The 12,573-nt window shown below is 70.3% G+C and carries 10 protein-coding genes; 8 read left to right on the top strand and 2 right to left on the bottom strand.

The window, feature by feature from the left end:
• The first annotated feature begins 37 nt into the window (after positions 1–37).
• The 4 genes from PZE19_RS25540 to PZE19_RS25525 all read left to right on the top strand — a co-directional run bounded on the left by PZE19_RS25540 (position 38) and on the right by PZE19_RS25525 (position 3,608).
• Positions 38–1,225, top strand: a complete 1,188-nt coding sequence (locus tag PZE19_RS25540) for a zinc ribbon domain-containing protein (RefSeq protein ID WP_277863430.1) — start codon at positions 38–40, stop codon at positions 1,223–1,225.
• A 187-nt stretch (positions 1,226–1,412) separates the two neighbouring features.
• Positions 1,413–1,658: a hypothetical protein gene (locus tag PZE19_RS25535; RefSeq protein ID WP_277863429.1), complete on the top strand. Its 246-nt coding sequence runs from the start codon at positions 1,413–1,415 to the stop codon at positions 1,656–1,658.
• Positions 1,659–2,354: 696 nt separating this feature from the next.
• A complete protein-coding gene (locus tag PZE19_RS25530) occupies positions 2,355–2,876 on the top strand; it encodes a hypothetical protein (RefSeq protein WP_277863428.1) in 522 nt (173 codons plus the stop codon).
• A gap of 3 nt (positions 2,877–2,879) precedes the next feature.
• Positions 2,880–3,608: a dipeptidase gene (locus PZE19_RS25525; protein WP_368411382.1), complete on the top strand. Its 729-nt coding sequence runs from the start codon at positions 2,880–2,882 to the stop codon at positions 3,606–3,608.
• A 43-nt stretch (positions 3,609–3,651) separates the two neighbouring features.
• On the opposite strand, the gene PZE19_RS25520 is transcribed toward PZE19_RS25525, so the two are convergent.
• Together PZE19_RS25520 and PZE19_RS25515 are read right to left on the bottom strand one after the other, a co-directional pair.
• Positions 3,652–4,773, bottom strand: coding sequence for an iron-containing alcohol dehydrogenase (locus PZE19_RS25520; protein ID WP_277863427.1), 1,122 nt, complete (start codon positions 4,771–4,773; stop codon positions 3,652–3,654).
• 33 nt (positions 4,774–4,806) lie between these two features.
• Entirely contained in the window at positions 4,807–5,130 is a 324-nt protein-coding gene (locus tag PZE19_RS25515) for a tetratricopeptide repeat protein (protein WP_277863426.1), read from the bottom strand.
• Positions 5,131–5,369: 239 nt separating this feature from the next.
• Between PZE19_RS25515 and PZE19_RS25510 the strand changes: the two genes are divergently transcribed.
• From PZE19_RS25510 to PZE19_RS25495, 4 genes are all read left to right on the top strand, one after another.
• Positions 5,370–8,735 (top strand): serine/threonine-protein kinase, encoded by a 3,366-nt coding sequence (locus PZE19_RS25510; RefSeq protein WP_277863425.1) that lies wholly within the window; start codon positions 5,370–5,372, stop codon positions 8,733–8,735.
• A 354-nt stretch (positions 8,736–9,089) separates the two neighbouring features.
• Entirely contained in the window at positions 9,090–10,538 is a 1,449-nt protein-coding gene (locus PZE19_RS25505) for a trypsin-like peptidase domain-containing protein (RefSeq protein ID WP_277863424.1), read from the top strand.
• Positions 10,539–10,802: 264 nt separating this feature from the next.
• A complete protein-coding gene (locus PZE19_RS25500; RefSeq protein ID WP_277863423.1) occupies positions 10,803–11,492 on the top strand; it encodes a CPBP family intramembrane glutamic endopeptidase in 690 nt (229 codons plus the stop codon).
• Positions 11,493–11,578: 86 nt separating this feature from the next.
• Positions 11,579–12,571 carry a hypothetical protein gene (locus tag PZE19_RS25495; protein WP_277863422.1) on the top strand — a complete coding sequence of 331 codons (993 nt, stop codon included), beginning with the start codon at positions 11,579–11,581 and terminating at the stop codon, positions 12,569–12,571.
• Positions 12,572–12,573: the final 2 nt, after the last annotated feature.

Raw genomic sequence — 12,573 nt, 5'->3', positions numbered from 1 at the left:
GCCCGTCGCCGGGACGCAAGCACGGGGGAGTTCGGCCATGAAGCTCAAGTTCGCCTGCCCCAACTGCGGCAAGGCCCACGCCGTCGACGCGGCGATGGCCGGTAAGAAAGGGCGATGCCCGCAGTGCGGGATCGTGATACGGCTCCCGGAGGCCGCCCGGCCGGTCGCGATGAAGGTGGGGGCGTCGCGCCCCGAACCGCCGGTCCATGACCCGTTCGGGCTGGACGAGGCCCTGAGCGCGTCGGCCGGCCCCCTGCCCCCCCGTCGCGCCCCGGCCGACGAGGAGGCGTCGGCCCCCCGGCGGATCCGGCCGACGGGCGGGAAGGCGGGCGGGAAGCGTCGCGGCGAGCCCTGGAACCTCCCGCTGCGGGACCTGGCGATCAAGGCTCCGGTCGCGACGCTGGTCGTCTCGGCGTTGGCGGTCGGCCTGATGAGCCAGCCGGCGACCAGGGCCGCGGGGGTCCTGGTCTTCATGGCCGCCGGCCTCTGCAGCCTGGCTTCGATGCTCCTGGCGGCCGTCTCGATGCTGGGGGCGGCGGTGAGCCTGGTCCGGGGCAACGGCCGGGCCTTCTCCGGCGAGAGCGGGGGCGGGCAGGTCGCCTGGGCGCTCGCCGTCGCGTTCAACGTCCTGTGCATGGTCGTGACCCTGGCGGCGCTGCCGAGCGGCGTCGCGAGCTACCACGCGGCCCTCGCGCGGCAGGGGGGCGGCAGCCCGACCACCCCCACCTTCGTGTATGAGGGCCTGATTCGTTCGATCATCGACATCAACGACCAGCTCGCCCAGTCGTTGGAAACGATGCCGGAACCCGGCACGATGGCCTTCTCCGGCCATTTCAACGGCGTTCGGACGTCGACGACGTTCCTCAGGATGAACCTCGACCAGTCCGAGACCACGCCCCTGCCGACCGGCGGGCAGGTCCGCGAGCTGCGCCGCAACCTGCAAGGGCCGCTCTTGCAGTCGTTGAGGCGGATGGCCGCGGCGGCCCGGGCCGCGACCGCCAGGCTCCAGGAGGTGGCAGACCCCGCGGCCCGGGCCGCAATGGACCAGGTGTCGACCTCGGCGGCGAAGAACGAGGAGTTGATCCGGGCGATCGAATCGGTCGGCGAGGGGGACCCGGCCTGGTATCGCCTCGCGACCACGACCAAGGCCGGCACGCGGGTGGGCGGACCGCCCTCGTCGCTCGTCCCCAACCTCCCCGGACACGTTCCCACTCCCGGTGGCTGAGGACGCCGGCGCGACGGGGCGACGGTCGTCCTTTGGAGTCGCGGATCCCGGGGCCGAGCGGGTCGTCCTGGATTTTCGATCATTCGCGATCTATTGGCACCTCTCGGGCCTGTGTCGTGGTCGAGATCGGAGGGTCCGCGCCTGGGGCCCGGGACCGGTTCGGCGTCGTCTCCGGGAGGGGTTTGCGATGGAGATTCGGGTCGCCTGCCCGTTCTGCGCCAAGCCCCAGGCCGTCGACCTCGCGCTGGCGGGCCGGCGGCGGCGATGCAATGACTGCGGGACGGTGACGCGGAGCCCGCAGCCGCCGGCCGCCGCGCCGAGGCCCAGGCTGAGACCGGCTCCCGCGTCGCCGCCGGAGCCGGCGGTCGACGAACCCTACGGCCTGATGGACGAGCCGGAGCCGGCCCCTCGCGGCCCGCCCGCCCGCAAATGACTCCGACGCGGGCCGGGACTCGTGGGCCGGCCTGCTCGAAATCGAGGCCGAGGGCGAGCGGATCAAGGCCGCGGCCGAGACGACCCCGCCGCCGACGCGCGAACAGGTCCTGCAGCTCTTCCGGAATCACCAGTCCGCGTACCAGCAGGCGGTCGCCCGCTCGGCCCAGGCCGCGCGCGACGCCTCGGCCCGGCTGAACCTGCCGGCGGATACGGAGTTCGGCAAGATCCTCAAGCAACTGGTAGACAACGCCTCGCAGTACGAAGCCGGGTGCAACCAGGTCTATCAGGCCGGCACCGGCGACCCCACCGGCTGGTACTTCGCCCTCTTCAGCAAGGACGCCGGCTCCCGCAGCGGCGGCCCGCCGGTCCCGGGCGCACCCCCGCTCGGACCCCCCGCCGACCCCAACCCGCCTCCCGACGACATCCGCCGCCGGATGGACCAGATGCGCCGCGAGTCCGAAGAATGGCGGCGCAAGGCCGCCGAGAATCGCGGCGGCCCCTTCGGCCCCAGGCACCCGCCCTTCCCGAACGGGCCCGGGTCCTGAGATCGACGTCGCCGAGGAGGCGCGGTCATGGACCTGGATCGCCCGCGATAAGGGGATCGACTCGACCACGTCGGCCCTTTACGGCTATCCTCGACGTCCACCGGTCGCCGCTCGCGGTCCGGGACCGGTCACGACGACGAGGCAAGACCATGCGACTTCCCGGCGTCCGGTTTTCGATGCGGCGGATGATGGCCTGGGTGATCCTCGCCGCGGTGATGCTGGCGCTGGTCCGTTACTCGGTCGTGCTGAGGGGGTCGGAAGGGCTCACGGAACTCGCCTTCTGGACCTTCTTCGCGATCGCGATGGCCCCCTACAACCGACAGGGGCGCCGCGCGATGTTCCTGGCGGCCTTCAGCGGATTCGGGATGATGTACCTGTCGTTCACCAATTACGGATACCTGACCCCGCCGTTCCGCCTGCCGACGAGCCTGTTGCTCGAAGCGATCCACGATCGGTTGCCGACGGGCCTTCCGTTCACGGCGATCGATTTCCACCGAGCGGGGCACGTTTTCTTCGCCGTGGCGGCGGGGACCCTGGCCGGACTGCTGCTCCTCACCCAGGTCCCAGAGAACCTTCCGGTCCCGGAGGCGATCCCGTTCCGGGCCCGGGCTCGGGCCACCTTCCCGACGGTCTTCGGCCTGTGGGATCGGCTGTGGTCCGCCCGCGGCTGAGGAATTCGTGACGCCTCGATCCACCCCATCCTGGACGCAAAACATGCGATCGAATCCTACGAGGCGCGAATTTCCGACGGCGGCGGTCGGGGCGAACGTCTCTACAAGCGCGGGCTGCGGCACCATCAGTTGCGGCACGACAAGCGTGACAAGGTCGCGCCGCTCGGCGACATCTACACCGAGCCCGCCCGCCTGGGCGGCCTGACCGCCTTCGGCGCCGACGTCGTCAAGGAGTGCAACCGGCTGGGCATCGTCGTCGACCTGGCCCACGCCGCCCACGAGACGGTGCTGGGCGCGCTGAAGGCGTCCACGCAGCCGGTGATCGTCTCCCACACCAGCCTCGACGCGCGGCCGGGCAAGAACCCCCGGATGGCGAAGATGATGGCCCCGCGGCTGATCAGCAAGGACCACGCCCGCGTCTTCGCCGACGCCGGCGGCGTGATCGGCGTGTGGACGAAGCTGTCCGACTCGATCGAGGAGTACGTCGGCGGCCTCAAGGCGATGGCGGACGTCGTCGGCGTCGACCACGTCGGCATCGGCAGCGACACCGACATCCTGTCCACCCGGGCCGGCCGGTCCACCAACGCCGCCCGGCCCGGCCTGGCCGGCGGATTCTTCAAGGCCCCGGTCGCCGAGATGCTTCGCCAGGGTTTCACGCCCGACGAGGTCGGCAAGATCGGCGGCGGCAACTTCCGCCGGGTCTTCGACAGGGTGACGACCAGCCACGCCTGACGCGGCACCTCCCCTCGCGGGAAAGACGGGTTCCGACGGCTGCTCACCACGCCCGGTCGAGCAGCTCTTCCAGCAGGGCCTGCGTGCAGGGCCGAGGGTTCACGACGAGGCCGGGGTCGAGCAGCGCCAGGCGGGCGTATTCGGCGAGGCGGTCGCGGGCCGGTCCGTCGACGTCCCGCAGCCGGCGCGGCAGCGGCGTGTTGGCGCGGAGCAGCTCGACGAGCGTGATCAGGTGGCCGGGCCCGTCGCCCGCTCGGCCCAGGCCCACTCGCGAGGCCAGGTCGGCCATGCGGGCCTCGGCGGCCTCGCGGTTGAACCGCAGCGCGTGCGGCAGCAGGATCGCCACGAGCGGCGCGTGCTGCCCCGGCGCGTCGATCTCGACGGCGAAGGCCAGGGCGTGCGTCACCCCCAGCCCCTTCTGCGAGGCCGTCCCGCCCAGGAGCGAGCCCACCGTCATCGCCGAGCGGGCCTCGACGTCAGCGCCGTTCTGCACCGCCGTCTCCAGGCCCCGGAAGAGGTAGCGCATCCCCTCCACCGCCGCGCCGTCGCAGAGCGGATGGAAGCCCGTCGCCAGGTAGCTCTCCAGGCAATGCGAGAGCGCGTCCAGGCCGGTCGCCGCCGTCAGGCCCGGCGGGGCGGTCAGGGCCAGGCGGGGGTCGCAGATCGCCAGCGAGGGGAGCAGCGGCCCCCGGCCGACGTCCCGCTTGCAATGCGTCCGGGCCGAGCGGATCCGGGCGGTCGGCACGACCTCGGCGCCGGCCCCGGCCGTGGTGGGGATCGCGACCAGCGGCGGCAGTCCGAGCCGCCAGCGGATCGCCTTGGCCGCCTCGATCGCGGCCCCGCCGCCGAGGCCGACCAGGCCGTCGCAGCCCGCCTCGCGATACCGGTCCGCCCCCCCGTCGACGTCCGCGTCGCTGGGGTCGGGGGACAGATCCGCGAACAGGACCGAGCCGGCGAGCGGCCCGCGCACCTCGTCGACGACGCCCGCGGCGACCAGGCCCGCGTCGGTGACGATCAGCGGCCGGGCGACGCTCAGCGACGCGAGGGCCGCCGCCAGGCCCCGGGCCGCGCCGACCCCGATGCGGAGGGGGCTCGGGAAGGCGAACTCGCTCGTGCCGGGGGGGATCGCGGGCGCCCCCCCGGACGAGAGGATGGGCCCGATCACGCGCCGGCCCTCCCGGCCCCGCGGCGTGCGGCGTCAATCGAGCGAGTCAAGGAGCCCCCCCATCTCGGCGGCGGCGTGCTGGTCGCCCCGGGCCAGGGCCTTCGCCACGCCCGTGCGGAGCGTCGCGGCCGCGGCCGCGAACTCCTCCGTCTCGGCGTACGACTGCCCGAGCTGCTGATACGCGGCGACCTCGTCGTCGGGCCGGTCGGCGATCAGGGCCTTCAGCCGCTCCCGCCCTTCCTCCACGTCCCCCTCGCGCAAGCACTGGACGGCCAGCCCATAGCGCAGGAAGGCGTCCGTGGGGTCGTCCCGAAGGCTCTCTTCCAGCTTGAGGCGTCGCGGCGATTTCTCGGCCATGCATCCCGGCTCCGGTGGTCTCAGATCATCCCCCCTCTAGTTTTACGATTCATGGAGCCTCTTGCGCAGGGCTCTTTCCCTCGCCGCGTCCACCTAAGCGTGCCTGAGCCCACTCCTGGACTTGTTTGGCATGTTGTATCAGAGAATTCTGGTGTGATCGAAAAATTTGCTTCGCCGGTTGATTGAGTTCATGGAAAATTCACGCTGAACTGGAAAATCGCTTTTCAGCGGAGGATTTGATGGCGATTGACCCGGCACTCATCGACTCCCTCTTCCGTGCGGCCGTTGAACGCGAGGAGCTTGACGATCGGCTTGCACTTCTCGATCGCCGGATCGCCGCCGATCCCGAGCTTCGGGCGGAGTTGATGGACGCACAGCTGGACGACGGCGACACGCTGAATCGAGCGGACGAGTCGGGCCCGACGACGGACGCCGATTCGGACGCCCCATGGGCCGGCGGCCCACCGGCGTCGACGGAGGCCTACGTTTCGGGCCAGCCCCCCTGCGGCGAAAGCGTCGCCGCCGCCGCCATGGTCGACGTCGTGATCGCCGGTCGTTACCAGATCCGCCGGGCTATCGGCGAAGGCGGCATGGGTTCGGTCTTCCTCGCCGATCAGCTCACGCCCGTCCGGCGCGAGGTCGCCCTGAAGCTCGTCAAGTCGGGGATGGATTCGCGGGCCGTCCTGACGCGGTTCGAGGCGGAGCGGCAGGCGCTGGCGCTCATGGACCATCCGAACATCGCCAAGGTCCTCGACGCCGGCGCCACCGAGCAGGGCCGCCCTTTCTTCGTCATGGAGCTGGTCCGAGGCGTCCCGCTCACCGAGTACTGTCATGCCCATCGCCTCGACCTGCTCTCTCGGCTCGCCCTGTTACGGGAGATCTGCTCGGCGGTCCAGCACGCCCACCAGAAGGGGGTGATCCACCGCGACCTCAAGCCGTCGAACATCCTGGTCGAATCCCACGACGGTCGGGCCGTGCCCAAGGTGATCGACTTCGGCCTGGCCAAGGCGTTCGGCGGCCTGGAGTTGACCGAGCACAGCCTCTTCAGCGCCTTCGGCGGCGTCGCCGGGACGCCCCAGTACATGGCGCCGGAGCAGGCGACGTTCAACGCCGTGGACGTCGACACGCGGGCCGACGTCTACGCCCTCGGCGTCATCCTCTACGAGTTGCTGACCGGCGGCACGCCGATCCCGCGAGCGACGCTCAAGCAGACCCCGCTCGACGAGATCCTGCGCATGATCCGCGAGGACGAGCCGCCCGCCCCGTCGAGCCGCATCAGGGCTTCCGGCGCCTCGCCGAGCCTCGTGGCGAATCGGCGAGTCGAGCCGGCGCGACTGAGGCGTCTCGTCCGGGGCGACCTGGACTGGATCGTGATCAAGGCGCTCGCCAAGGACCGACGCCGGCGGTACGACTCGGCCGCCGGCCTGGCCGACGACGTCGAGAGGTTCCTGAAGCACGAACCCGTCGTCGCCGGCCCTCCGACCGCGGCCTACCGCCTGCGGAAGTTCGTCCGCCGGCACCGGGGTCGGGTCGTCGCCGGGACCCTGGTGCTGGCCGCCCTGGCGGCGGGCCTCGTCGCCACCTCGCTGGCCTTGCACGAGGCCAGGCTTCAACGCGGGCTGGCCGAGACGCGCGGCAAGGAGGTTGCGAAGCGCCTGGCCCAGAAAGACAAGGCGAACGAGATCCTCCTGGCGATCTTCCAGGACCTGGACCCGGACGGCGGCGACGGCAAGTCGCCCTCGCTGGCGGCCCGGTTGGCGCAGCGACTGGATGTCGCGACGGCGGCCCTCGAAGGCGAGGCGACCGACGACCCGTTGGGTGTGGCGGGGCTTCAGATGGCCCTCGGAGGCACCCAACGCAACCTTGGCTACTTCGAGAAGGCGATCGACCTGTTCGAGAAGGCCCACGCCACCTATCTGGCCAGGCTCGGCGCCGGCCACTACGACACGCTCAACAGCGTGGCCAGCCTCGCCGTCTGCCACGATCGAGCCGGTCGTCCGGGGCGTGCGATCGAGCTCTACGAGGAAGTGTTGGCGTCGAGCAAGCTGGCGCTCGGCCCCAACCACCCTTGCACTCTGTGGGCTTCAGCCAGCCTGGCGATCTGCTATGACCGCGCGGGCCGTGCGGACCGAATCACCCGACTCGAGGAGGATACGCGGTCAGTGGCGGGTGCCGTACTCGACCCCAACCTCCCCGAAACGCTCAGCAGCATGGCCAGCCTCGCCATCCGCCACTTTCACGCCGGTCGACTCGACCAGGCCATTCGGCTGGCTGAGGAGACGTGGGCGCGGATGAAGTCGAAACTAGGCCCCGACCACCCAGATACGCTGAGGGTGATGGGAAATCTAGCCTTGAGCTATGGCAAGGTGGGGCAATGGCAACGCGCCGTCGACCTCCGCCTGGAGATCTTGACCCTGACGAAGGCGAAGTTCGGACCTGACCATCTCAGCACAATGAAGAGCATGCGAGAGCTCGCCATCTACCATAGCCAAGCGGGAGATCGGCATCGAGCGATTCAGCTTCATGAGGAGACATGCGCGTTGATGAGGTCGAGGTTGGGTCCCGACCACCCCGAAACGATGGAGAGCATGCAGAGCCTCGCTAACTCTTACTCCGCCGCGAAGCAGTGGAGTCGCGCCATCACGATCCTCGAGGAGACCTTGGCCTTGAGGAAATCGAATCTTGGCCCGGACCATCCCGAGTCTTTGAACACGATGCGCACCTTGGCCCTGAGTTACGACTATGCAGGCCAGTCGGATCAGGCCCTTCGACACTATGAGTTGACGCTAGACTTGAGAAGAGAGAAATTGGGCCCCCACCATCTCGCAACACTCGAGAGCCTGGCCGACCTGGCTACCGCCCGCAAGCTCGTCGGCCAGTTCGACCGGCTCGAGCCGATATGGGACGCCCTCATCGAAGGTCGCCGCGAAGCTTTCGGGCAAGATCACCCCGAGACGGTTGCTGCACGCCTGAGACGAGCCAAACTCGATCTGAGTCGCGGCCGGCTCAAAAAGGCCGAGTTCGCCTATGGTGAAATCTTGAACGATTGCCGCACCAAGCTCGGGCCCGACCACGCCGTCACCGATGATGCTGAATCAGCCTTGGCAAGTCTCCATGAAAAGCAGGGGGATTTTGCCGAGGCCTTGCCGCTACGACGGAGTCTCGTCATCCGGGCCCGATCCAACCATAGCCTACGCGTCGGCCTTACGGGTCGCCTTACGAGGCTAGGATCGTGCTTGAACAACTTGAAAGCGTGGCCTGAGGCCGAGTCGATCGCCCGTGAAGCCCTTTCGCATTGCGAGCAAGCCAGTCCGCAGGCCTGGACTGCGTACCGCGCGAGGTCGATGCTCGGTGCGGCTTTGCTCGGGCAGCGGAGATGGGCCGAGGCTGAGCCGCTGCTTCGAGACGGTTACCAGGGAATGAAGGCGAGTGAAATCTCGATCCCCCACGAGGAGAAGGTCTACCTCGACTGGGCGCTGCGTCGGCTCATCGCGTTAGCGAAGGCCACGGGCGACGTCGAAGAGCTCGCGGCCTGGGAGGCGGAGCGAAAAGTCCTCACTTCCCCAAAACCCAAACCGCCGGAGGCCCTACCCGAGAGCCTGTGAAGCAACCCTGGAGGCGTCGGCCGCCGCCCCATCGGAACGACCGCGTCGGCTTCGCGCGATGAAACGACGAGGCGCGTCCTCCGGCCATCGATCAGGAAAAGCCTGCAAACAGACGCCCGACCTGACGGCTTATTCATCTCCTGCGGGCGTCAAAATGGGTAATTTGATCACGTTATATGGATAGTTGCAGAACGCAGAAAAGCTGGGAGGTATCCAGGCGACTAGGCTCAAGCCGGTAATGTGGGCAACCGATCCAAGAGCACGTCGGAAGGGCCTCGGGGGCGGCGGAGCGGACGTCGTCGGACCCGGGGGACATGGACGGAAGCCGACGCTCAAGGCATTGGGGACGACATCGTGCTAATACCCTGGAGTCGCCGCGGTGAGGGGGACCGACGAGCCGGCCTGACGAGCCCCTGGCTGGGGGTCGGGCTGGTGCTGGGCGTCCTGACGGTCGGCGCGCCGCCGGCGACGGCGTGGGGCTCCGACCCGTCGGCGGTCGGGGTCCGGCGGACGGCGGTCGTCGAGGCGGTGAGCAAGGCCCAGCCCTGCGTGGTCAACATCTCGAGCGAGAAGAAGGCGGCGTCGAGCAGCCGCTGGCCGTTCTCGCCCGAGGAGAACCAGCGGCCCCGCGTCAATGGCATGGGGAGCGGCGTCATCGTCGACGGCCGGGGCTACATCCTCACGAACCACCACGTCGTCGACAAGGTGGCGGGCGTGCAGGTGCAGCTCCTGGACGGGACGACCTACCCCGCCCGGGTGCTCCAGTTCGACCCCGTCATGGACCTGGCGCTCATCAAGATCGAGCCGACGTCCCCCCTGCCGGCGATCAAGATCGGCACCTCGGCCGACCTGATGGTGGGCGAGCCGGTGCTCACGATCGGCAACGCCTTCGGGTACGAGAACACGGTCTCGGTGGGGATCGTCAGCGCCCTGCACCGCGACGTCACGCTGTCGGACGAGCAGGTCTACCGCAACCTGATCCAGACCGACGCGGCCATCAACCCGGGGAACTCGGGCGGGCCGCTGATCAACATCGAGGGCGAGCTGATCGGGATCAACGTGGCGGTCCGGGCCGGCGCCCAGGGGATCGGCTTCGCCCTGCCGATGGACGAGGTCAAGCGGGTCGCCGCCGAGATGCTCAGCACGCGGCGGCTGGCGGCCACCTGGCACGGCGTCGTCGCGGCCGAGACCCTGCGGGGCGCGCACCGGGTGCTCGTGGCGGCCGACGTCCAGCGCGGCAGCCCGGGCGAGGCCGCGGGCCTGCGGCCGGGCGACGAGCTGGTCCAGATCGGCGGGATGTCGGTCGCCAACGCCCTCGACGTCGAGCGGGCCTTCCTCGACGCCCGGCCCGGCACGCCCTCGAAGGTCGTGATCCGCCGCGGCGGCGTCGACTCGGCCCTCGCCCTGGAAGTCCGCCCCCTCCCCGACGGCACCACCCTGGCGGCCTACGACAAGGCCGACCCGGTCTGGGATTCGATCGGCCTGCGGACCTCGCCGGCCTCCAGCGACGACGTCTCGGCGGTCAACCCGAAGCTCCGCGGCGGGCTGCTGATCCAGGCCGTCTCGCCCGGCAGCCCGGCCGCCGCCGCGCTCCTGCAGCGCGGCGACATCCTGGTCGGGATGAACATCGGCGACCGCAACTGGGAGACGATCCGGCCCGACCACATCATCCACGTCCTGAGCCAGCCCGAGGCCGTCCAGACCGACACCGCCCTGCTCTACGTCATCCGCCGCAACGGCGGGCTCCAGTCGCGGCGGATCAGCCTGGCCGACCCCCGGGTCAAGAACATCATCGCCCAGTAAATCCGACGCCCGCCCCCGCGGCGTCGGACGACCCCCGCATCCCTTCCCGCCCGGCCCCGAGCCGCCGTCTTCACCGACGCGAGGCCGGGGCCGCGGCGTTTCGAATCGTTCGCCGATGTTCGGCGGCTGCACGCAACCCAGCAGGCAGCGTTGGCCGAGGATCGACAGCGGCGACCCGGCGAGCTAAGCTGAATGTGAGCCGAGATGGAGGCTCTCCGGCCGTCGGTCGGGCGAGATGCGGCCCCAGCCTTGCGGAAGCAGCGGATGCAGGATCGCAACGATTTGAGCGATTCGGGAGAGTTGCCGGGTCCGGACGTCGAGGCCCCCGGTCATGACGCGATGATGACGCTGGCCGTCCTGTTCGAGGGCGGCCTGGCACCGATGTCGCTCGTGGCCGGCTGGCTGTTCGGACACCCCCCTCTGAGGCACTTCGGCTGGGACGTCGACGCCGCCCTGCTGGGCGCGGCGGCCGCCCTGCCGCCGGCCTTGCTGGTCATCGCCATGCTGCATCGACCCTTCCCGCTCTTCGCGGGTCTCAGGCGGACCCTCGACGAGGAGATCGTGCCGCTGGTGGACAACTGCACCTGGAAGGACCTGGTCCTGATCGCCGTCGCGATGGGGGTCGGCCAGGAGATGTTCTTCCGGGGGGTCCTCCAGCCGGCCATCTCCGAGATGCTGGGCGACGCCTGGGGGGTGGCGCTCACCAGCCTCCTCTTCGGCGTGCTGCAGCCGATCTCGGTCGCCTTCGCGTTCATCGGCTTCCTGCTCGGCGTGTACCTGGGGACGCTCTGCCTGCTGACGGGCAACCTGCTGGCCGCGATCACCTGCAACGGGCTCTACTACTTCGCGCTGCTGGCCTACACGGTGCGGCCCGACGACGTCGATCGGCTCCGCGAGAACCCCATCCAGCCGGTCCCCCCCGACCGATCCATCGACGACCCCGACGCGCGCTGATGATTTCGACGACGGCGACGAGTATGCTGGAATTCTTGCGCGGCGGCCCCGCGCGAGCGTCCCGAGTCGAAAGAGGCGCGGATTCCATGAAGCATGCGGCGAGGGGAGGGACGGCCCTCCGGAACGCCCGAGCCCCGTTCGTCGGCCTGCTGCTCGCCCTCGCGGCGACCGCCGCGGCCGGCGAGCCCGTCGCCCTGCGCTGGAAGCTGGAGCCCGGCCAGGTCGTCCGCTACACGCTCGAGCAGACGACGACCCTCGAATCGAAGCCCGAGGGGGGCCGGGGCGTGCACACCGAGCGGCGGCAGGCGGTCGACTTCCACTGGACCGTCGCGTCGGCCGCGGCCGACGCCGCCGACCTGAAGCTCGCCATCGACCGGGTCCGCGTCCGGATCGTGGGCGACGGCCTGCCGTCCCCGTTCGAGTTCGACACCGCGGCCGACGGCCCCCGCCGGGACGGCCCCTTCACCGCGCGGCTGGTCGACCTGCTCAAGGGGCTCGCCGGCTCCGAGGTCGCCTTCCGGATGAGCGCCCGGGGCGAGGTCGGCGAGGTCAAGCTCTCCGAGCCCCTGCAAACCCTGATCCGCCAGGCCGGCGCGATCGGCGGCGCGGCCGTCTTCTCGGAGGAGGGGATCCGGAACCTGATCATCCAGGCCGTCCCCTACCTCCCCGAGGCTCCCGTCGAGACCGGCGCGACCTGGAGCCGGCAGGTCGCCGCCCCGATGCCGATGCTCGGCGCTTTGATCATCGACAAGACGTACACCGACCGCGGCCCCCGGCCCGACGAGGCGGGCGTCCACGACGTCGCCGTGGACACGCGCTTCACCGTCCAGCAAGCCCCCGAGGCCGCGCTCGAGGTGAAGCTCTTGAAGCACTCGGGCTCCGGCGCCTTCGCGTTCGACGCGCGGCGGGGCCTGGTGGAATCGGGCCGCCTGGACGACGCCCTGACGATGGCCTTCTCGGCCCAGGGCCAGCGGGTCGAGCAGACCACGACCGCCCGGATCGAGCTGAAGCTCGTCCCCCCGGCCGCCGGCCCCGCGGCCGACGCCCCTCCCCCTCCCGCCCCCCCAACGCCCCGATGACC

The sequence above is a fragment of the Paludisphaera mucosa genome, assembly GCF_029589435.1.
GTDB classification, from domain to species: domain Bacteria; phylum Planctomycetota; class Planctomycetia; order Isosphaerales; family Isosphaeraceae; genus Paludisphaera; species Paludisphaera mucosa.
Note: the sequence above shows the minus strand (reverse complement) of the source record. Positions and strands in the feature narration are given on the sequence as shown.

Excerpts from the sequence above, each read along its gene's own strand:
- PZE19_RS25540 (WP_277863430.1), top strand. The coding sequence starts at position 38 with ATGAAGCTCAAGTTCGCCTGCCCCAACTGCGGCAAGGCCCACGCCGTC.
- PZE19_RS25535 (WP_277863429.1), top strand. The coding sequence starts at position 1,413 with ATGGAGATTCGGGTCGCCTGCCCGTTCTGCGCCAAGCCCCAGGCCGTC.
- PZE19_RS25530 (WP_277863428.1), top strand. The coding sequence starts at position 2,355 with ATGCGACTTCCCGGCGTCCGGTTTTCGATGCGGCGGATGATGGCCTGG.
- PZE19_RS25515 (WP_277863426.1), bottom strand. The coding sequence starts at position 5,130 with ATGGCCGAGAAATCGCCGCGACGCCTCAAGCTGGAAGAGAGCCTTCGG.
- PZE19_RS25510 (WP_277863425.1), top strand. The coding sequence starts at position 5,370 with ATGGCGATTGACCCGGCACTCATCGACTCCCTCTTCCGTGCGGCCGTT.
- PZE19_RS25500 (WP_277863423.1), top strand. The coding sequence starts at position 10,803 with ATGCAGGATCGCAACGATTTGAGCGATTCGGGAGAGTTGCCGGGTCCG.
- PZE19_RS25495 (WP_277863422.1), top strand. The coding sequence starts at position 11,579 with ATGAAGCATGCGGCGAGGGGAGGGACGGCCCTCCGGAACGCCCGAGCC.